At 72.6% G+C, this 19083-nt stretch carries 19 protein-coding genes; 11 read left to right on the top strand and 8 right to left on the bottom strand.

Features of this window, described 5'->3' with window-relative positions:
• Together ACIQAC_RS36080 and ACIQAC_RS36075 are read right to left on the bottom strand one after the other, a co-directional pair.
• Complete coding sequence (locus ACIQAC_RS36080; RefSeq protein WP_402198896.1) at positions 1-642, bottom strand: ABC transporter permease; 642 nt, start codon at positions 640-642, stop codon at positions 1-3.
• Entirely contained in the window at positions 639-1673 is a 1035-nt protein-coding gene (locus ACIQAC_RS36075) for an ABC transporter ATP-binding protein (protein ID WP_402198895.1), read from the bottom strand. The genes ACIQAC_RS36080 and ACIQAC_RS36075 overlap by 4 nt, the downstream gene beginning before the upstream one ends.
• Positions 1674-1814: 141 nt before the next feature.
• On the opposite strand from ACIQAC_RS36075, the gene ACIQAC_RS36070 reads away from it, so the two are divergent.
• The 3 genes from ACIQAC_RS36070 (at position 1815) to ACIQAC_RS36060 (ending at position 5106) form a co-directional block, all read left to right on the top strand.
• A complete protein-coding gene (locus ACIQAC_RS36070) occupies positions 1815-3335 on the top strand; it encodes an aromatic amino acid ammonia-lyase (RefSeq protein WP_402198892.1) in 1521 nt (506 codons plus the stop codon).
• Positions 3332-4264, top strand: a complete 933-nt coding sequence (locus tag ACIQAC_RS36065) for a MurR/RpiR family transcriptional regulator (RefSeq protein WP_402198890.1) — start codon at positions 3332-3334, stop codon at positions 4262-4264. The genes ACIQAC_RS36070 and ACIQAC_RS36065 overlap by 4 nt, the downstream gene beginning before the upstream one ends.
• A gap of 287 nt (positions 4265-4551) precedes the next feature.
• Positions 4552-5106, top strand: coding sequence for a hypothetical protein (locus ACIQAC_RS36060; RefSeq protein ID WP_402199069.1), 555 nt, complete (start codon positions 4552-4554; stop codon positions 5104-5106).
• Between the two features lie 16 nt (positions 5107-5122).
• On the opposite strand, the gene ACIQAC_RS36055 is transcribed toward ACIQAC_RS36060, so the two are convergent.
• The 5 genes from ACIQAC_RS36055 to ACIQAC_RS36035 form a co-directional block, all read right to left on the bottom strand.
• Positions 5123-5497 carry a hypothetical protein gene (locus tag ACIQAC_RS36055; RefSeq protein WP_402198888.1) on the bottom strand — a complete coding sequence of 125 codons (375 nt, stop codon included), beginning with the start codon at positions 5495-5497 and terminating at the stop codon, positions 5123-5125.
• Between the two features lie 14 nt (positions 5498-5511).
• A complete protein-coding gene (locus ACIQAC_RS36050; protein WP_402198886.1) occupies positions 5512-6036 on the bottom strand; it encodes a roadblock/LC7 domain-containing protein in 525 nt (174 codons plus the stop codon).
• A 115-nt stretch (positions 6037-6151) separates the two neighbouring features.
• On the bottom strand, positions 6152-6925 hold the full coding sequence (locus ACIQAC_RS36045) for a transcriptional regulator (protein ID WP_402198883.1): 774 nt from the start codon (positions 6923-6925) through the stop codon (positions 6152-6154).
• A complete protein-coding gene (locus tag ACIQAC_RS36040) occupies positions 6922-7314 on the bottom strand; it encodes a hypothetical protein (protein WP_402198882.1) in 393 nt (130 codons plus the stop codon). The genes ACIQAC_RS36045 and ACIQAC_RS36040 overlap by 4 nt, the downstream gene beginning before the upstream one ends.
• 172 nt (positions 7315-7486) lie before the next feature.
• Positions 7487-8902: a diaminopimelate decarboxylase gene (locus ACIQAC_RS36035; protein WP_402198879.1), complete on the bottom strand. Its 1416-nt coding sequence runs from the start codon at positions 8900-8902 to the stop codon at positions 7487-7489.
• Positions 8903-9043: 141 nt separating this feature from the next.
• On the opposite strand from ACIQAC_RS36035, the gene hutU reads away from it, so the two are divergent.
• The 4 genes from hutU to hutI all read left to right on the top strand — a co-directional run bounded on the left by hutU (position 9044) and on the right by hutI (position 14632).
• Entirely contained in the window at positions 9044-10708 is a 1665-nt protein-coding gene (hutU, locus tag ACIQAC_RS36030; protein WP_402198877.1) for a urocanate hydratase, read from the top strand.
• A 170-nt stretch (positions 10709-10878) separates the two neighbouring features.
• On the top strand, positions 10879-12081 hold the full coding sequence (locus ACIQAC_RS36025; protein ID WP_402198875.1) for an allantoate amidohydrolase: 1203 nt from the start codon (positions 10879-10881) through the stop codon (positions 12079-12081).
• Positions 12078-13412: a formimidoylglutamate deiminase gene (locus tag ACIQAC_RS36020; RefSeq protein WP_402198872.1), complete on the top strand. Its 1335-nt coding sequence runs from the start codon at positions 12078-12080 to the stop codon at positions 13410-13412. Before ACIQAC_RS36025 ends, ACIQAC_RS36020 begins: the two co-directional genes overlap by 4 nt.
• Positions 13413-13459: 47 nt before the next feature.
• Positions 13460-14632, top strand: coding sequence for an imidazolonepropionase (gene hutI, locus ACIQAC_RS36015; protein WP_402198871.1), 1173 nt, complete (start codon positions 13460-13462; stop codon positions 14630-14632).
• A 208-nt stretch (positions 14633-14840) separates the two neighbouring features.
• Here the strand turns inward: hutI and ACIQAC_RS36010 are convergent, their stop codons facing one another.
• Positions 14841-15761, bottom strand: coding sequence for an RNA polymerase sigma factor SigF (locus ACIQAC_RS36010; protein ID WP_402199067.1), 921 nt, complete (start codon positions 15759-15761; stop codon positions 14841-14843).
• Positions 15762-16011: 250 nt separating this feature from the next.
• Here ACIQAC_RS36010 and ACIQAC_RS36005 point away from each other — a divergent pair, with 250 nt between their 5' ends.
• From ACIQAC_RS36005 to ACIQAC_RS35990, 4 genes are all read left to right on the top strand, one after another.
• Entirely contained in the window at positions 16012-16389 is a 378-nt protein-coding gene (locus ACIQAC_RS36005; RefSeq protein ID WP_402198869.1) for an STAS domain-containing protein, read from the top strand.
• A gap of 405 nt (positions 16390-16794) precedes the next feature.
• Positions 16795-17385: an ATP-binding protein gene (locus tag ACIQAC_RS36000; RefSeq protein ID WP_402198867.1), complete on the top strand. Its 591-nt coding sequence runs from the start codon at positions 16795-16797 to the stop codon at positions 17383-17385.
• Positions 17386-17725: 340 nt separating this feature from the next.
• Positions 17726-18433, top strand: coding sequence for an LPXTG cell wall anchor domain-containing protein (locus ACIQAC_RS35995; protein ID WP_402198866.1), 708 nt, complete (start codon positions 17726-17728; stop codon positions 18431-18433).
• Positions 18434-18458: 25 nt separating this feature from the next.
• Positions 18459-19076: a hypothetical protein gene (locus tag ACIQAC_RS35990; RefSeq protein ID WP_402198864.1), complete on the top strand. Its 618-nt coding sequence runs from the start codon at positions 18459-18461 to the stop codon at positions 19074-19076.
• The last annotated feature ends 7 nt before the right edge of the window (positions 19077-19083 follow it).

Raw genomic sequence — 19083 nt, 5'->3', positions numbered from 1 at the left:
TCAGGCTCGCCGCCTCCGCCACGGGGTCAGTACGTACTGGAGGGCGACCAGCAGCGCGTCCGCGACCACCGCGAGGAGCAGGGTGAGGACCACCCCGACGATCACCGGGGTCGGGAAGTTGCGCTGGAAGCCGTCGGTGAAGAGCTGGCCGAGGCCGCCGTCGCCGACGTAGGTCGCGACCGAGACCAGGGAGATCGACATCACCGTGGCGATGCGGACGCCGGCCATGATCACCGGTAGTGCGAGGGGGAGTTCGACGGTGAGGAGGGTGCGCAGCGGGCGGGTGCCCATCGCCTTCGCCGCCTCCTTCGTCTTCACCGGCACCGAGTCCAGCCCCTCGACCGTGTTCCGCAACAGCACGACCAGCGTGTACACGGTCAGCCCGATGACGGTCGTGGTGCGGGTCAGACCGCTCACCGGGAGCAGCAGCACGAAGATCGCGATGGACGGGATGGTGAAGAGGACGTTGGACAGGCCGAGCAGGAAGCCGCGCAGGGGACGGACCCGGTGGGCGACCACCGCGAGCGGCAGCGAGACCAGCAGCCCGAGCAGGACGGCCGTCAGGGCCGCCTGGAGGTGGGAGATGGTGAGGGTGGTCAGATCGTCGGTGTGGCCCGATATCCAGGACCAGTCGATGGTCATACGGCGGCCACCGCGTCGGTGTGCGCCCGTCCCGCGTGCTCGTGGATGTCGTCCCGGGAGGAGACGCCGGTGAGGACGCCGTCCGCGTCGACCCGGACGACCAGGCCGGTGGGGGAGGCCAGCGACTCGTTCAGTGCCGACAGCAGCGAGTCGCCGTCGGTGAGCGGGCGTACGGGAAGTTCGGTGCCCTCGGACGTCCAGTGCAGCGGCTTGCGGGCCCCGTCGAGGGCGAGGGTCCAGGTGCCGCCCTCCGGGGCCGGGCCCTGCGGCACGGCGGCGAGAGTGGTCAGCGACAGCAGCTTGAGGCCGCGCTCGGCGCCGAGGAAGCCGGCCACGAAGTCGTCGGCGGGGCGGGCGAGCAGCTCGGCGGGCGGCGCGCACTGCACGAGGTGGCCGCCGGTGCGGAAGATCGCGATCTGGTCGCCGAGCCGGACGGCCTCGTCGACGTCGTGCGTGACGAAGACGATGGTCTTGCTCAACTCCTTCTGGAGCCGCAGCAGTTCGTCCTGGAGCTGGGTGCGCACCACCGGGTCGACCGCGCCGAACGGCTCGTCCATCAGCAGCACCGGGGGGTCGGCGGCCAGCGCGCGGGCCACGCCGACGCGCTGCTGCTGGCCGCCGGAGAGCTGGTGCGGGTACCGCTTGCCCGCCTCGGCGGTGAGGCCGACCGTCTCCAGGAGTTCCGCCGCGCGGGAGCGGGCCCTGCGGCGGCCCCAGCCGAGCAGCAGCGGGACGGTGGCGATGTTGTCCAGCACCGTGCGGTGCGGGAACAGGCCCGACTGCTGGATGACGTATCCGATGGAGCGGCGCAGCTCGGCGGCGTCCTGGTCCTGGACCTCCTTGCCGCCGACCCGGATGGTGCCGGAGCTCGGCTCCACCATCCGGTTGACCATCCGCAGGGTGGTCGTCTTGCCGCAACCGGAGGATCCGACGAGGACGGTCACCCCGCCCTCCGGCATCTCCAGGGAGAGGTCGTGGACCGCTGTCGTGCCGTTCGGGAAGCGCTTGTGGACCGCGTCGAACTGGATCATGAGGTGTCCCTTGCCCGGCTGTATAACGTCATGCAGAGTTCTCGGTAGGTGAATAGGTTGTCAACGCTTCGGCGTTAATCCGACGTAACTGATGACCGCCCGGCAAGACTGGATGTCCTGGTTGATGGGAGTTTGGGCTTGATGTCGTCTCGGATCGTGGACATGTCCACCGATCTTCCGCCCGGTGCGCCGACCGAGATCGTGGTGCTGGACGGGATCGGACTCGGCGTCGAGGACGTCGTACGGCTCGCTCACGGCGCCGCGCGGCCCGTGCCGGGCACCGAGGCGATGAAACGCGTCGAGGCCTCCTGGGACGCCGCCCGCCAGATGGCCGCCACCGGCAGGGTCTACGGCCGCTCCACCGGCGTCGGCGCCAACCGGAACGAGGACGTGCCCACCGAGTCCGCCGCGGGACACGGTCTGCGGCTGCTGCGCAGCCACGCCGGCGCCATCGGCGAGGTGCTCCCGGCCCGCGAGGTGCGCGCGATGCTCGCCGTCCGCGCCAACCAGCTCCTCGCGGGCGGCGCCGGGCTGCGGCCCACCGTCGTCACCGCCCTGTGCGAGGCGCTGGAGAGCGGCGCCCACCCCGTCGTCAACGAGTTCGGCTCCGTCGGCACCGGCGACCTCGCCGCCCTCGCCCAGCTCGGCCTCGCCCTCGCCGGCGAACACCCCTGGCGCGGCACCCGCGCCCCCGAACCCCAGCCCCTCGACAACAACGACGCCCTCGCCCTGATCAGCAGCAACGCCCTCACCCTCGGCCAGGCCGCCCTCGCCCTCGACGAACTGCGCGGCCTGATCGCCGCCACCCAGGTCGTCGGCGCGCTCTCCCTGATCGCCGTCGACGGCTCCCACGAGGCCTACGCCGCACCCGTGCACGACGCCCGGCCGCACCGCGGCTCGCGCGAAGTCGCCCGCCGGATGCGGGAGTTGATCGGCGCCGCCGACCGGCCCACCCCGCCCCTCGGCCGGCTCCAGGACCCGTACGGCTTCCGCTGCCTGCCGCAGATACACGGGCCCGCCCACGACGCCGCCGACGCCCTGGAGGACGTGCTCGCCGTCGAGATCAACGCCGCCGCCGAGAACCCGCTGATCTCCACCGAGGACCTCGCCGCCTACCACCACGGCGGCTTCTACCAGGCCCAGCTCGCCCTCGCCCTCGACCACTTCCGGCTCGCGCTGACCCAGGTGGCGCGGCTGTCGACCTCCCGGCTCTCCACCCTCAACGAGCCCGCCTACACCCGCCTCAAGCCCTTCCTCGCCGACAACGAACCCGCCTCCTCCGGCGTGATGATCCTGGAGTACGCCGCCGGCGCCGCCCTCGGTGACCTGCGCGCCTTCTCCGCGCCCGCCTCGCTCGGGCACGCTGTACTCTCCCGGGGCGTTGAGGAACAGGCCAGCTTCGCCTCGCTCGCCGCCCGCCAGAGCCTGCGCGCGTGCAGCGCGTTCCGGCTCGTCGTGGGCTGTGAACTGGTGGCCGCCGTACGGGCGTTGCGGCTGCGGGACCTCAGGCCCGACCCGGGGCTGCCCGCGGGGCGGGCGCTGGCGCTGGCCGAGTCGGTGCTCGACGCGGACCTGGCCGACCGGCCGCTCACGGACGACGTCACCGTGGCGGCCGGACTGCTCGACCGGTTCACCGAGATCTGGAGGGGGAGCACGTCATGAACGGAACGGAGAGCCGGGTGCCGGAGAAGGGTGTGCCTGAGCACGGTGTGCCGGAGAACCGGGAGCAGGAGAACCGGGTGCCGGAGAACCGGGTCGGCGACAGTGCCGCGGCGCGGTTGCAGGCGCTCTTCGAGGGGCACCGGCTGACGCCGACCCAGCGGCGGATCGCGCACAGCATGGTGCGGCGCGCCGCCGACGTGCCGTTCCTGTCCAGCGTCGAACTGGCCGAACTGGCCGGGGTCAGCCAGCCGTCCGTGACCCGTTTCGCCGTCGCCCTCGGCTTCGACGGCTACCCGGCGCTGCGCCGTCATCTGCGCGAGGTCGCGCCCGTGGAGCCGGCCGCCGACAGCGGCTCCTACAACGAGTACCAGCAGGCCGTCGAGGCCGAGATCGAGAACCTGCGCCATCTCGCCGAGATGCTGTCCGACCCGCGCCCCGTGCAGCGGGCGGGCCGGGCGCTCGCCGCGTCCCGTCCCCTGCCGGTCCTCGGGCTGCGCGCGGCGGCCTCGCAGGCGTACGGCTTCGCGTACTTCGCCGCCAAGGTCCATCCGGACGTACGGCTGCTCAACGAGGGCGGCACGATGATCCACGACCGGATCGACGCGGCGGTGCGGGCAGGGGCGTCCGCGCTGCTGTGCTTCGCGCTGCCGCGGCATCCTCGGGAGGTCGTGGACACGCTGACGTACGCGAAGGGGGCGGGGCTGACGGTCGTCACGGTCGCCGACTCGGCCTTCGCTCCGGTCGCCAAGGTGTCCGACCTCCTCCTCCCGGCCGCCGTCGGCACGGGTCTCGCCTTCGACACGGCCTGCGCCCCGATGCTTCTCGGCCGTGTCCTCCTGGAGGCCATGTGCGACGACCTCCCGGACGCCCAGTCCCGCCTGGAGGATTTCGACACCCAGGCATCAGCCCGAGGCCTCTTCGTGGAGTAACCACACCGGGGTGCGAGTGGGCGGGGGAGGGCTTTTGCTTTCAGGAGCGCGCGGAACTGCCCGAGCGACCACGACGGACCCGCACTCGAACGACGACCGGTGTTCCCCAGGGGCGCGGGGAACTGCGCGATCAGCCCCCCACCGGGCCATACCCGAACAACGGCCGGTGTTCTCAGAATCGTCTCAGGAATGCCGGGTACGCTGCGGCGCCGAAGAGGCCGTGGGGCCGTGCGGGCAAGGAGGCGGACGTGGCACGCGCAGATGGCAAGGCGCAAGGACTGGCCCGAGTGGCCGTCGTCGTACGGGCCGGCTCGGCCCCGATGTGGTGGCTGGGAGTGTTCGCGGCGGGCATCGGCGTACTGATACCGGGACTGACAGGCCGCCGCATCGGCGTCATGGCCGGCGCCGCCCTGTTCATCGTCACGCTCGCCACCGTCACCCTGACCCGCCGCAAGCGGTACACCGCCCTCGCCCACGGCGCGACCCGCGCAGGCAAGCACGACGTCCTCCAGGACCGCGCCGTGACCACCCGCAACTGGCGCCGAGGCCACCGCTGGTGGCTGCTGCTGGCGTTCCTCACCGCACTCGGCAGCGCGTTCGCCGTGCCCGCGGCCGGCGGCATGCTGCTCGCCGCCTGCGGCGCGGGCCTGCGCCTGAAGGCCGCGTGGCTGGGACGCCGCGAACGCGCCGGCGACGCACTCCTGTGGGTCCGCGTCGACTGGCTCGCCCAGAACGGCGGCCGCCCCGCGGGCAAGGCGGTCAAGGCCTACCGCAGCACCGGCATCGCGGCGGGCGACGCGGCCCCGGGCGGGGCGCGCCGCCGTACCGCGGCACTTGTCTAGCGGCGTCTTCGCCGCGTCACACCTCCAGGTCCTGCTCGATCCGCTTCAGCTGGTGGCGGGCCATCGCCAGGTTGGCGCGCGAGGAGTCCAGGACCAGGTACAGGAAGAGCCCGTTGCCGCTGCGGCCCTTGAGCAGCCGGATCAGGTGGTACTGGTCGGAGAGCGTGATCAGGACGTCCTCGATCTCGGCCTTCAGACCGAGGTGCTCCATGGTGCGCATCTTGGCGCGCACCACGTCCGTGTTGCCCGCGGCGGCCACGTTGAGGTCGAAGCTCTTGCCGCCGCCCAGCGTGCCCAGGGCCATGCCGCTGGTGTAGTCGACGAGCGCGGCGCCGGTGGCGCCCTCGATGGAGGCGAGCGCTTCCTTCAGGGCGGTTTCGGTGTTGGCCATGATGTCGTTTCCTCTCAACTTTCCTTGGTGGTGGGCGGATTGACCGGGGAGGCCGGTGTGGTGGTGCGGGCGCGCGCGGCCCTGGCCCGGGTGGCCGGGGTACGGGTGGCCGGCGCCCGCGCGGACGCCGGACCGGCACCGCCGCCGGCCGCCGCCGTACGGGGCGCCGCCGCGGCGTCGACGAGCTCGCCGATCCGGGTGGCGGCCCGGCGGCCCTCCAGATGCAGCCGGCCGACATTCACCCGGTCCTGGGTGAGCAGCGTCAGCACGGCCGTACGGCCCGCCGCGTACGTGGCCACATAGCCGCGCGTACCGCGGACGAGCAGTTCGCGCAGCTCACCCCGGCCGGTGGCGTCCGCGGTGCGCACGGCGACGCCGAGCGCCGCCGCGGTGAGCGCGGCGAGGCCCTCCGGTTCGACGCCCGGGGTGTCGTGGGCGATGACGAGACCGTCCACACCGGCCGCCAGGGCGCCGGTGAGCTGGGGCATCAGCGCCCTCAGCCGGTGGAGTTCTTCGAGGATGGGGGGCTCGCCCGCCATCGGATCTCTCCTTTCGACGGCTTCGAGTTCTTCGACGGCTTCGAGGTCTTTGAGTTCTTCGAGTTCTTCGAGTTCTTCGAGGGTTTCGACGCTTGCGACGTGCGGTCGTCGGAGTTCAAAGGGCCTCCAGCGCATCCCTGAGCCTCTTCAGCAGGATGATGTGGGGATCGTCGGCCGGCGGCGGGGCGCCCTCGGCCGGGGGCGGCTCGGCCGACGCGGGCGGCGGCTGCGGGCGGACCAGCCCGGCCGCCGCGAGCCGCCGTACGTCCACCAGCGTGTGGAACGCCTGCCGGCCCAGCTCCCACGCGATGTCCGGCGCCGTGCGCACCCCGTCGACCCGGTCCAGTACGGCACGCTGGCGGGCCGTGACCGAACGGGCGGGGTGCGCGCCGGCGTCCGTACGGACCAGCGCGGTGCCGTCGGTCCGCGGGTCCGGCCAGATCCGGTGCAGCACCGCGCGCCGCCGTACCACCGCCCGCTCCAGCACGGCGACCGGCACGGCCCGGCCCCCACCGGCCGGCGGCGGCGTCCCGAACCGGAACCGGCCCGGGGTGCTGCTCGGCGCGAGCGCGAAGTAGGCGGCGTCGTAGAGCGCTTCGAGACGGCAGAGCTCCAGGGCGCCCTGCGCGAAGCGGTCGGGGAGCGGGGCGGGGTCCGAGGGGGCGGGGCCGGCCAGCAGCACCTCGATGCCGGGGGCCGACGGGCTCTCCGCGTGGACCACCCCGCCGTCCGCGAGATGGAGGGTGCCGTGCTCGCGGTGCAGGGTGCCGGTGGCGTGCTCGGTGGCCAGCCGGGCGAGCATCGGGGACAGGGCGCCGAACTGCGCGCGGGCCGCCTCACGGTCGCGCACCGGCAGCCGCGGCGGGGGAGTGGTCTCGACCGAGGTCATCCCAGCACCAGCCGTCCGGCCATCTCGCCCATCCGGATGCGGGCCAGGGCGAGATTGCCGTCCGCGCGGCCGAGCCACACGTGCAGGACGACCGTGCTGTCGAAGGCCGTCGGCAGAAACCGCAGGACGTGATAGCCGTCCCGGTTGGTGACGATCAGGTCCTCCACGGGCGGCCCCGCGTCACCGGGCGCGTCCTCCGGCGCGAACGCCTTCAGCTCCGCGGCCGGCCGCGCCAGCTCCGCCGCCTCGGCCGCCGCCGCCTCCACATCACCGCCGGGGAACTCCCCCACGACCCCGAGCGCCAGCCCGCTCGTCCAGTCCACGAGCGCGGCGCCCCGGGCCCCGGGCAGCCGCATGGCCTCCAGCAGACACTCGTCGATTCCGGGCACACCGGCCTCCCCTCCCGCCTGGCATTCGCCTGAGTGACGTAGAAACTACGTACCGTGTGGGTGGCAGGTGAGGGATCTGGCATTTTCCCGTGGAACATGCGTCCACCGGACTAATGTGGGTCAACTGGTCTGTGTTTCACGCCGGTTGACCCGTGCTGTCCGGCGCGGTGTGTCAACCGCGTCCGGGTGCCCGCAAGGTGGTGAGCGCGTCCGTGTACGCCCCTCCCGACTCGGCGACGATCTCCTCGAGCCGCTGCTCCTTGCGCACGGTCGCGAAGACCACCCCGCCGGACCCGTCCGGCGCGAAGCCGAACACCCCGGGCCGGGCCAGCGAGTTGTACGCGTAGTGGTGGGCGAAGTAGTACGCGCCGGTGTCCAGCGCCGCCGCGTGGTCGCCCTGCTCCAGCAGTGGCAGCGCCCGCCCCTCGGCGAGCAGGTCGCCCGCGAAACACGCCGGACCGGCCACGTCCTGCACCACCGCGGGCCCGTCCTTGGGCCGCCCCTTCGCGTCGTACGCGGCGATCCTGAGCGGCCACGACGTCGGCGCGTACACCGTCCGCGTCGCGACCTGCACCCCCGCGTGTGTGACCGCCACCGGCCGCCCGCCCGCGCTCTTGGCGTACTCCACCCGCGCCACCACCGTGCCGTGCTTGGCGAGCAGCGACCGCCCGAACTCCGTCACCAGCCCGTACCGCCCGTCGAACAGCCCCGGCACCGTCTCGGCCAGCACCCGCGCGTAGTCGGCGTACGCCGGGGTCTCCGTGTCCGAGCCGAAGTTCACCGGCAGCCCGCCGCCGATGTCGATCGTGTCGATCTGCCGCCGCCCGATCCGCCGGTTGATCTCCTCGGCCAGCGCGTACGTCTCCGCCGCGCCGCGCGCCAGCAGCTCCAGCGGAATGCCCTGCGACCCGGTGTGCGAGTGCAGCCGCGACAGCCACGGCCGGTCCAGATACGCCCGTACGACCCACTCCCGCGCGCCCTCGTCGCGCAGCGCCACCCCGAACTTCGAGGTCGCCGTCGCCGTGGACGTCGACCCGATGGCGCCCCCGCCGATCTGCGGGTTCACCCGGATCCCCAGCGGCGAGCGGCTCGGCGCCGACCGCATCATGGCGTCGATCCGGTCCAGCTCCTGCGGGTTGTCGGCGTTGACCGCGATGCCCAGGGCCAGCGCCTCACGCAGCTCGGCCGGGGTCTTGGCGGGCGAGTCCAGGACCGTACGCTCCGGCGGCAGCCCGGCCGCCCGCACCAGCGCCAGCTCGCCCGGACTGGCCACCTCCGCGCCGATGCCCTCCTCGCGCAGCAGCCGCAGCACCGGCACCAGCGGGCTCGCCTTCACCGCGAACGCGTGCAGCACCGGCGTCCCGGGCGCCGTCACGGCGTCGAAGGCCGCCCGCAGCGCCGCCGCCGACTCCCGGATGCCGGTGACGTCGAGCAGGCCCACGATGGGGGTGGCGGGGCCCAGCAGCCCCTGCTCCACGGCCGCCCGCACCGCCGCGTCCCGCCGCCCGGCCCGTCCGCCGTCAACGGTGTCCCGCGCCCCGTGGGCTCCGTCCACGGCCGCCCCCCTCAGATCGATTGTGTCCGCCATGTCCCGTTCGCTCTCCGTGCCCATGCATCCAGCCAAACATCCGCGACGGGCCCGCGCCGAGGCCCCCAGCTATTGACTAGCTCTATTCAGAACATCAGGATGTGAATAACCGCAGCAACAGAAGCCGCAAGGAGGCAGACCATGTCAGGACCCCGCCCCGTACGAGCACCGCGCGGTACGGAACTGAGCGCCCTGGGATGGCAGCAGGAGGCCGCCCTGCGAATGCTTCAGAACAACCTCGACCCCGAGGTCGCCGAACACCCCGACAAGCTCGTCGTCTACGGCGGCACCGGCAAGGCCGCCCGCGACTGGCGCTCCTTCGACGCCATGGTCCGCACCCTGCGCACCCTCAAGCAGGACGAGACCATGCTGGTCCAGTCCGGCCGCCCGGTCGGCGTGATGCAGACCCACGAGTGGGCGCCCCGCGTCCTCATCGCCAACTCCAACCTCGTCGGCGACTGGGCCAACTGGGAGGAGTTCCGCCGCCTGGAGGCCCTCGGCCTCACCATGTACGGCCAGATGACCGCCGGTTCCTGGATCTACATCGGCACCCAGGGCATCCTCCAGGGCACCTACGAGACCTTCGCCGCCGTCGCCGCGAAGAAGTTCGACGGCACGCTGGCAGGGACGATCACCCTGACCGCCGGCCTCGGCGGCATGGGCGGCGCCCAGCCCCTCGCGGTCACCATGAACGACGGCGTCGCGATCTGTATCGACGTCGACCCGCGCGCCATCGAGCGCCGCATCGAACACCGCTACCTCGACGTGAAGGCCGACTCCCTGGAGCACGCCCTCCAGCTCGCCGTCGAGGCCCGCGACGCCCGCCGCCCGCTCTCCATCGGCCTGCTCGGCAACGCGGCGGAGCTGCTGCCCCGCATGCTCGCCGAGGGCGCCCCCATCGACATCGTGACCGACCAGACCTCGGCCCACGACCCGCTGGCCTACCTCCCCGTGGGTGTCGACTTCGACGACATGGCGTCCTACGCGGCGAAGGACCCGGCCGGGTTCACCACCCGCGCCCGCGAGTCGATGGCCCGGCACGTCGAGGCCATGGTCGGCTTCATGGATGCCGGCGCCGAGGTCTTCGACTACGGCAACTCCATCCGCGGCGAGGCCCAACTCGCCGGGTACGAGCGGGCGTTCGCCTTCCCCGGCTTCGTCCCCGCCTACATCCGCCCCCTCTTCTCCGAGGGCAAGGGCCCCTTCCGCTGGGCGGCCCTGTCCGGCGAGGCCTCCGACATCCACAAGACGGACAAGGCGATCCTCGACCTCTTCCCCGAGAACGAGTCCCTCCACCGCTGGATCAAGCTGGCCGGCGAACGCGTGCACTTCCAGGGGCTGCCCGCACGCATCTGCTGGCTCGGCTACGGCGAGCGGGACAAGGCCGGCGAGCGGTTCAACGACATGGTCGCGAGCGGTGAGCTGGCGGCTCCGCTGGCCATCGGACGGGATCACCTCGACTGCGGGTCCGTCGCGTCGCCCTACCGGGAGACCGAGGCGATGCTGGACGGGTCGGACGCGATCGCCGACTGGCCGCTGCTGAACGCCATGGTGAACGTGGCGTCCGGGGCGTCCTGGGTCTCCCTCCACCACGGTGGGGGTGTGGGGATGGGACGGTCCATCCACGCCGGGCAGGTGACGGTGGCCGACGGCACGAAGCTCTCCGGCGAGAAGATCCGCCGGGTGCTGACCAATGACCCGGGTATGGGGGTCATCCGGCATGTCGATGCCGGGTACGACATCGCGGAGTCGGTTGCCGCGGAGCGGGGGGTTCGGGTTCCCATGCGCGAGGGTGACGACGCGTGACGGACGATTTCGGCGGGGACGGCGACTCTTCGGCGGGGGCGGGGGTCCCGTCGCCGACCGCGGGTGCGGCTGTGCCCACCCTCCCCCACTCTCAACTTCGTTCGAGCGGGGGGACCCCCATCGCCCTGCGGCACGCCTGCCCACAGCCTGGTGGGCCGTCCTTCCAGGCGATGTGGCGGGAGTTGGCGCCTATCGGGCGGCATCGGGAGTCCGGGGGGTATCGGCGGTTCGCCTGGACTGGGGCCGAGAGTGAGTGTCGGGAGTGGTTCCGGGCGCAGGCCGAAGCCCGCGGGCTGGTCTACGAGGTTGATCGGAACGGGAATCAGTGGGCCTGGCTCGGGGACCCCGGGCTCGGGGACGCCGTCGTCACCGGGTCGCACCTGGACTCTGTGCCGGACGGCGGGGCGTTCGACGGGCCCCTCGGGGTCGTGTCGGCGTTCGCCGCGCTGGATGAACTCCGGGGGCGTGGCGTCGAGTTCGGCAAGCCTTTCGGCATCGTCAACTTCGGGGACGAGGAAGGGGCCCGGTTCGGGCTCGCCTGCGTGGGGTCGCGGCTCACCGCCGGGCAGCTGACCGTCGAGCAGGCGCACCGGCTGATCGACGGGGACGGCGTCACGCTGCCGCGGGCCATGGAGGCGGCGGGGTACGACCCCGACGCCATCGGCGCCGACCCGGAGCGGCTCGGCCGGATCGGGGCCTTCGTCGAGCTCCATGTCGAGCAGGGCCGGGCGCTCGACCTGAGCGGTGACCGGGTCGGCATCGCGAGCGCGATCTGGCCGCACGGCCGGTGGCGGTTCGACTTCCGGGGCGAGGCCAACCACGCCGGCACGACCCGGCTCGTGGACCGGCGCGACCCGATGCTGTCGTACGCCGAGACCGTGCTCGCGGCCCGGCGCGAGGCCCAGCTCGCCGGTGCCGTCGCCACCTTCGGGAAGATCGCCGTCGAGCCCAACGGCGTCAACGCCATCCCCTCCCTGGTCCGCGGCTGGCTCGACTCCCGCGCCGCCGACCAGGCGAGCCTCGACGCGGTCGTCACCGGCGTCGAGAAGGCGGCCCGCGAGTACGCCGCCGCGCACGGCGTCGACCTGGACGTCGTCCGGGAGTCCTTCACCCCCGTCGTCGAGTTCGACCACGCCCTGCGCGACGAACTGGGCCGCATCCTCGGCCAGGACACCGACCTCAGGGTGCCCGTCCTCGGCACCGGCGCCGGACACGACGCCGGGATCCTGTCCGGGACGATCCCGACCGCCATGCTGTTCGTGCGCAACCCCACCGGGGTCTCGCACTCCCCGGCCGAGTTCGCGTCCGAGGACGACTGCGCGGCCGGAGTGCTCGCCCTGGCCGACGTACTGGAAGGGCTGGTCCGCACGTGACCCGGACGTACTGGCTGGAACACGCCTGGCTCGGCACCCACGTCGAGCCGGGCGTCGCCGTCACCGTCGAGGACGGCCGCATCCGTGACGTGGCGACGGACACGGACGCCCCGCCGCCGGGTGCCGAGATCCTCCGCGGACTCACCCTCCCCGGCCTCGCCAACGCCCACTCGCACGCCTTCCACCGCGCCCTGCGCTCCACCGTCCAGGTCGGCTCCGGGACCTTCTGGACCTGGCGCGAGGTCATGTACTCCTTCGCGGACAGACTGACGCCGGACAGCTACCACGCGCTCGCCCGCGCCGCCTACGCCGAGATGGCCCTCGCCGGGATCACCTCCGTCGGCGAGTTCCACTATCTGCACCACGCCCCCGGCGGCGCCCGCTACAGCGACCCCAACGCCATGGGCGAGGCCCTCATCGCGGCCGCCGCCGACGCCGGCATCCGGATCACCCTTCTCGACACCTGCTATCTCTCCGCGGGCTTTGGCCAGCCGCCCAGCACCCACCAGCTGCGGTTCTCCGACGGCACCGCGGACGCCTGGGCTGAACGCTGTTCAGTTCTCAAGGAACGGGATCACGCACGGATCGGGGCGGCCGTGCACTCCGTACGGGCCGTGCCCGCGCGGCAGTTGGCGACCGTGGCGGGATGGGCGCAGGAGCGGCGGGCCCCGCTGCATGTGCACCTGTCCGAGCAGACCGCAGAGAACGACGCCTGCCAGGAGGCCCACGGCTGCTCGCCCACCCGGCTCCTCGCCGACCACGGAGTGCTGGGCGCCCGCACCACCGGCGTGCACAACACCCATCTCTCCGGCGAGGACATCGCCCTCATCGGCGGCTCCGGCACCGGCACCTGCATGTGCCCGACCACCGAGCGGGACCTGGCCGACGGCATCGGTCCCGCCGTCACCCTTCAGCAGGCGGGCTCGCCGCTCTCGCTCGGATCCGACAGCCACGCGGTCGTCGACCTGTTCGAAGAGGCCCGCGCGATGGAGCTGAACGAGCGGCTGCGCACCCGCACCCGCGGCCACTGGACCGCTGCCGCGCTGCTGCGGGCCGCCTCCGCCGACGGCCACGCCGCCATCGGCTGGGACGAGGCCGGCAGCATCGAGCGGGGCGCCCTCGCCGACCTCACCACCATCGCGCTCGACTCGGTCAGAACGGCCGGGCCGGTGCCCAGGCTCGGCGCCGAGACGGCCGTATTCGCCGCGACAGCCGCGGACGTACGGCACACGATCGTGGGTGGACGGCACGTCGTACGCGACGGGGCGCACACCCTCGTACCCGAAGTGCCGCGGGAACTCGCCCGCGCGATCGACGCCGTCCGCGGCTGACGTCCCCGCCCGCTCTCCCCACCGCCACCCACGAGGACACGGACACGATGAGCAGCACTGTCATCACCAACATCGCCACGCTGGTCACCAACGACCCTTCTCTCGGTGACGGTTCTCCACTCGGACAGATCCGGGACGCGGCCGTCGTCGTCGACGGCGACCGTGTCGTGTGGACCGGTGAATCCAGCAAAGCACCCGCCACTGACAACCGGGTCGACGCGGCGGGCCGGGCGGTGCTCCCGGGCTTCGTCGACTCCCACTCCCACCTGGTGTTCGCCGGTGACCGGACCGAGGAGTTCAACGCCCGGATGTCGGGGCGGGCGTACAGCGCCGGCGGTATCCGTACGACCGTCGCCGCCACCCGGGCCGCCACCGACGCGCAGCTGGAGGCGAACCTCACGCACTACCTCGCCGAGGCGCTCCGCCAGGGGACCACGACCTTCGAGACCAAGTCCGGCTACGGGCTGACCGTCGAGGACGAGGCGCGTGCCCTGCGGATCGCCGCCGCGCACACCGACGAGGTCACCTACCTCGGCGCGCACATCGTCTCCCCGGACCTGGCGGACGACCCGGCGGCCTATGTCGCCCTGGTCACCGGCGAGATGCTCGACGCCTGTGCCCCGTACGCCCGTTGGATCGACGTCTTCTGCGAGAAGGGCGCCTTCGACGGCGACCAGGCCCGTGCGATCCTCACCGCCGGCAAGGCCAAGGGGCTGCACCCGCGCGTGCACGCCAACCAGCTCTCCTACGGCCCCGGCGTCCAGCTCGCCGTGGAACTCGACGCCGCCAGCGCCGACCACTGCACCCACCTCACCGACGCGGACGTCGACGCGCTCGCGGGCAGCCGTACCGTCGCCACGCTGCTGCCCGGCGCCGAGTTCTCGACCCGCGCGCAGTGGCCGGACGCGCGCAGGCTGCTGGACGCGGGCGTCACGGTGGCGCTGTCCACGGACTGCAACCCCGGTTCGTCGTTCACGTCGTCGGTGCCGTTCTGCGTGGCGCTCGCCGTACGGGACATGGGGATGACCCCCGACGAGGCCGTGTGGTCGGCGACCGCGGGCGGCGCGGCGGCCCTGCGCCGCACGGACGTCGGCCGTCTCACCGAGGGCGCCTACGCCGACCTGACCTTCCTGGACGCGCCCAGCCACGTCCATCTCGCCTACCGTCCGGGCGTCCCGCTGGTCTCGGAGGTCTGGCGCCGCGGCGTACGGGTCGCCTGACCTCAACACCCGGGCGGCGGCAGACACACCGCCGCACCGTTGTCGCTCCCGTCGGCCCGCGCCATGCACCCGCCCCCGTCACTGACGTACCGGCCGGTTTGTCGGGGCCATAGTGGTCCAGTGGGCCCGTGGGAAAGGGGTTGCCCGGAAATGGCTCGTCCGGCGCCCCGAAGGACGCCGGACGAGAAGCCCGTGGGCCCGCTGCCGGTCACTCCTCGGCGGTCAGCCCCCGCCGCAACCGCACCAGAGTGCGCGACAGCAGCCGCGACACGTGCATCTGCGAGATGCCGAGTTCCTCGCCGATCTCGGACTGGGTCATGTTGGCGACGAAGCGCAGCGAGAGGATCTTCCGGTCCCTGGAGGGGAGTTCGGCGATCAGCGGCTTCAGGGACTCGACGTACTCGATGCCTTCGAGCCCGTGGTCCTCGTAGCCGATCCGGTCCGCGAGCGCGCCCTCGGAGTCGTCGTCCTCGGGCTGGGCGTCCAGCGAGGAGGCGGTGTACGCGTTCGACGCCGCCATGCCCTCGACGACCTCGTCGCGGGTGATGTCCAGGCGCTCCGCGAGCTCCGTGACCGTGGGCGCGCGGTCCAGCTGCTGGGCCAGCTCGTCGCCAGCCTTGGCCAGGTCGAGCCGGAGTTCCTGGAGCCGGCGCGGGACCCGCACGGACCACGAGGTGTCGCGGAAGAACCGCTTGATCTCGCCGACGATGGTGGGCATCGCGAAGGTGGGGAACTCGACACCGCGCGACAGCTCGAAGCGGTCGATCGCCTTGATCAGGCCGATGGTGCCGACCTGGATGATGTCCTCCATCGGCTCGCTGCGGGAGCGGAAGCGGGAGGCGGCGAACTTGACCAGGGCGAGGTTGAGCTCGACAAGCGTGTTCCGGACGTAGCTGTATTCGTGGGTGCCTTCTTCGAGGGACTCCAGCCGCTCGAAGAGGGTCTTGGACAGGGCGCGGGCGTCCATCGCCCCGACCTCGTCGAACGGGGGGATCTCCGGGAGTCCGGCCAGCAGGCCGGATTCGTCCCCGGGATGCGACCCCGTCTCACGTGCGATGGGATCCAGCTGTTCCGGAAGGGATGTCGACGTCGCCCTCTGGGTATGCGAGGCGTCGAGCCGGGGTGACATGATGTCCTCCATCGTTCTCGGCATATGGCTGCCGGAGCCAAATCGTGCACTGCGGTGTGCGGCGCCTCCAAAGCCGGCCGTGTTGGTTTACGTGTTCTTACTAGCCCTACCCGCTCTTCCACACCCACCGCAAGTGCGGTTTGGAGGCAAATGTCCGTTTATGGGCGCTTGTTCGGGTGTCGGAGCTCGTAGCGAAGGCGTAGTGTTCGAGGGCGTCAGTCAGCAGCCACGACCTCGGGAGAGAGACGGCATGGACCACGGGACGCTCGGCAGCGCACAGTCGGGCCGGCTTCTGGTGGAGGTGCGGCAAGAGGGTTCCAGTGCCGTCGTGACACCGGCGGGTGAGTTGGATCACCATACGGCCGACCTGCTGCGTGAACCGCTGGAGGACTGCCTCGCGAAGGGGCTGACCCGGCTGGTGGTCGACTGCACCCGGCTGGAGTTCTGCGACTCCACCGGCCTCAACGTGCTCCTCGGTGCCCGGCTGAAGGCCGAGGCCGCCGGGGGCGGGGTGCATCTGGCGGGCATGCTGCCCGTGGTCGCCCGGGTCTTCGAGATCACCGGAGCGGACGCGGTCTTCACCGTCCACGACTCGGTCGAGGCCGCACTGGCCGACGAGGCCGGCTGACCGGCCGGCCGCCTCCGTGATCATCATCCGCCGCGTCCCGCCGGCCGGTACCGCGGCGACGTCCCCGCCGTCAGACCGGACCAAGGGGGTGTTCCCCACGCATCGTCGGGCAGAAGACACCCTGACGTGTGGGAGAAGCCGTTCCCGTCGTGGGGCGGACGAGCCGGAGGTGACGACGGCAGATGACAGTGGCCCGGGTGAGGGGACGGACACGGACCGGGGTATCGGACGGGTGTGGGGCGCGAACCGTGCCCTGGCCCCGCCCGGGCGGCCCGGTCCGACGCGGGAGACCCGGGGCCCGTACCGTACGCATGGGGTGACTTGCGGTGACGCCGAGACATGTGGCGACGCCGACCGTAATGACGTGTGAATCATGAATTGGTGAATCGGTGAGGTGAAGCGCTGATGAGCACCACCCGGCCCTACTCGCCGGGCCCTCCAGAGCCCAGCGGCGCTTCAGGGGTCCCCGAGGAGGGCGCGCAGGCGGCTGCCGAGGGGGGCACGGCCGCGGCGGCGGCGCCGGCTTCCGGTGGGGGTGCCGTTGTGCCTCTGTCGGCCTCCGGAGACGCGGCCGCGTCGGCGGCGGGGCGGCAGATCCGCAGGCTGAGCTTCGACGACGCGAGCGGTGTTGTGCCGATGGCGCGGGACTTCGCCAGGCAGGCGCTGTACGCGTGGGGGTGGCTGCCGTCCGCGACCGCGGATCAGCGGGCCACCGCCGAGGACGTGCTGCTTGTGGTGTCCGAGCTGGTCACCAACGCGTGTCTGCATGCCGAGGGGCCCGATCAGATGTGGATCGCCTGCGACAACAAGGTCATCCGGGTCGAGGTCTCCGACCGGGGGGCGGGGCAGCCGGCGCCGCGTACGCCGCATCGGGCGGGGCGGCCCGGGGGGCACGGCATGTTCATCGTGCAGCGGTTGTGTCTGGACTGGGGGGTTGTACGGACGCCTGGGGCGCCGGGCAAGACGGTCTGGGCCGAATTGGGCGCACCGGCCTGAGGGTGTTTGCGCAGTTCCCCGCGCCCCTGAAGGGGTAGTCGTTCACGCGCGGCCCGGTGGGGGCTTGTCGCGCAGTTCCCCGCGCCCCTTAAAAGCAAAAGCCCTCCCCGCCTCCCCGCCCAGCCGCGGGCAATCGTGCCGCTGGGCGGCGGCACCCCGTCGCGCCGGGTTGCGCAACGCCCCCACGCCCGCACCCTCGTCGCGCCGGGCTGCGCAGCGCCCCCACGCCCGCACCCCCGCCGGCTCCCCCGAACTCCGGCATGCGGTGGCTCTTCCCTCCTCAAGGTGCCGGGCGTACCTTGACGGCCGAATCTGATGTGCCGTCAGAAATGAGGGGACCGTGTCGTACCAGAAGCGAACCGCCGCGTTCACGTCCGCCGCGGCCCTGGCCGGCGCGGCCGTACTGCTCGCCGCCCCCACCGCCCGCGCCGAGGTCGTCGACGTCGACTACGCCTGCAAGACCCCGATCGGCGACAAGAGCGCCGTCTCCCCGATCGACATCAAGGGCGTCGAGAGCGGCGACGGCTACAAGATCACCATGTCCTGGCAGAAGGGCGTCTCGTCCAGCCCGGTCGAACTCGGCAAGGGCGCGATGAGCCCGAGCGCCACCATCCAGCTGGGCGGCGCGGACAGCGGCACCCTCACTGTCACCGGCCCCGCCAACGACGCCGCGATCCCCGCCAACACCCCCATCAAGATCAGCGATCTGTCGGGCACGTACACACCGGAGAAGTCCGGCGAGGTCACCTTCACCGCGGCCACGCTCACCATCAAGGCGCTCGGCACCACGACCACCTGCTCGCCCACCAACGACCCCGCCCCCTCCCTCACCCTCGACGTGACGGCGGCCGGCGGCGGCGGCGCCCCGCAGAGCGGCTCCGCATCAGGCTCGGATTCGGGCACCGACTCCGGCACCCAGCTCCCGCAGACCGGCCCGGAGGACTCCGCGATCGCCCTCGCCACCCTCGGCGGCACCGTGCTGCTGGTGGGCGCGGCCGGCACGCTCTGGCTGACCCGGCGCAACCAGGCGGCGCGCGCCCGCCGCTGACCTCGTCCGCATCCGGGAGCCGCCGATGCCGTCCACCGTTTGTGCCCTGTCCTGCGCCGCCCCTCTGCTGACGCTGCCGGCCGCCGCCCCGCCCGCGGCGGCGGCCGGGGGCTGGTCCGTGACGCCGTCCGGCGGCGGCCGCCCGTCCTTCTACGCCGAGGGCACACCCGGCGCGGTCCTGCGGGACACGGTGGCGGTGACCAACCGTGCCGGGACGCCGGTCAACGTGACGCTGAGCGGCACCGGTCTCCCACTCACCTTCGCCGAGGCCGCGTTGCGGATACCCGCCCGCACCCGCGCGGAGATCCCGTTCACGGTGACCGTCCTCGACCGCGCCCCGCGCCCCCTGGACGTCGTACTGCACCCGGGTGAGCGGCTGCGGCTGACCGAGCCGTGGGCCGACCGGCCCGCCCTGGACGCGGTCGACCTCCGGCTGACGGTGACGGCGGCGGGCGGCGCCCGGGACACCGCGGACACGTCCGCGCGCTTCGTGCCGTGGACCGGACCGCTGACGGGCGGCCCGGCCGCCGTACTGGCGGCGGTCCTGATCGTCGTACGACGACGGAGGCGCCGTACGCGAGAGGCGGGGCCGTCCTTCGAACCACCACGAGAGCAGGCCGAGTCGACGGGAGCGATGACGTGAGGTTGCG

Source organism: Streptomyces sp. NPDC088387 (genome assembly GCF_044753385.1).
In the GTDB taxonomy this organism is placed as follows: domain Bacteria; phylum Actinomycetota; class Actinomycetes; order Streptomycetales; family Streptomycetaceae; genus Streptomyces.
The sequence above is the reverse complement of the archived record's forward strand: the minus strand, read 5'-3'. Positions and strand labels throughout refer to the sequence as shown.

What these genes read in the sequence shown, in the direction of transcription:
- ACIQAC_RS36080 (WP_402198896.1), bottom strand. Translation starts at nt 642, where the DNA reads ATGACCATCGACTGGTCCTGGATATCGGGCCACACCGACGATCTGACC.
- ACIQAC_RS36075 (WP_402198895.1), bottom strand. Translation starts at nt 1,673, where the DNA reads ATGATCCAGTTCGACGCGGTCCACAAGCGCTTCCCGAACGGCACGACA.
- ACIQAC_RS36070 (WP_402198892.1), top strand. Translation starts at nt 1,815, where the DNA reads ATGTCGTCTCGGATCGTGGACATGTCCACCGATCTTCCGCCCGGTGCG.
- ACIQAC_RS36065 (WP_402198890.1), top strand. Translation starts at nt 3,332, where the DNA reads ATGAACGGAACGGAGAGCCGGGTGCCGGAGAAGGGTGTGCCTGAGCAC.
- ACIQAC_RS36055 (WP_402198888.1), bottom strand. Translation starts at nt 5,497, where the DNA reads ATGGCCAACACCGAAACCGCCCTGAAGGAAGCGCTCGCCTCCATCGAG.
- ACIQAC_RS36050 (WP_402198886.1), bottom strand. Translation starts at nt 6,036, where the DNA reads ATGGCGGGCGAGCCCCCCATCCTCGAAGAACTCCACCGGCTGAGGGCG.
- ACIQAC_RS36045 (WP_402198883.1), bottom strand. Translation starts at nt 6,925, where the DNA reads ATGACCTCGGTCGAGACCACTCCCCCGCCGCGGCTGCCGGTGCGCGAC.
- ACIQAC_RS36035 (WP_402198879.1), bottom strand. Translation starts at nt 8,902, where the DNA reads ATGGCGGACACAATCGATCTGAGGGGGGCGGCCGTGGACGGAGCCCAC.
- hutU (WP_402198877.1), top strand. Translation starts at nt 9,044, where the DNA reads ATGTCAGGACCCCGCCCCGTACGAGCACCGCGCGGTACGGAACTGAGC.
- ACIQAC_RS36025 (WP_402198875.1), top strand. Translation starts at nt 10,879, where the DNA reads ATGTGGCGGGAGTTGGCGCCTATCGGGCGGCATCGGGAGTCCGGGGGG.
- hutI (WP_402198871.1), top strand. Translation starts at nt 13,460, where the DNA reads ATGAGCAGCACTGTCATCACCAACATCGCCACGCTGGTCACCAACGAC.
- ACIQAC_RS36010 (WP_402199067.1), bottom strand. Translation starts at nt 15,761, where the DNA reads ATGTCACCCCGGCTCGACGCCTCGCATACCCAGAGGGCGACGTCGACA.
- ACIQAC_RS36005 (WP_402198869.1), top strand. Translation starts at nt 16,012, where the DNA reads ATGGACCACGGGACGCTCGGCAGCGCACAGTCGGGCCGGCTTCTGGTG.
- ACIQAC_RS36000 (WP_402198867.1), top strand. Translation starts at nt 16,795, where the DNA reads ATGAGCACCACCCGGCCCTACTCGCCGGGCCCTCCAGAGCCCAGCGGC.
- ACIQAC_RS35990 (WP_402198864.1), top strand. Translation starts at nt 18,459, where the DNA reads ATGCCGTCCACCGTTTGTGCCCTGTCCTGCGCCGCCCCTCTGCTGACG.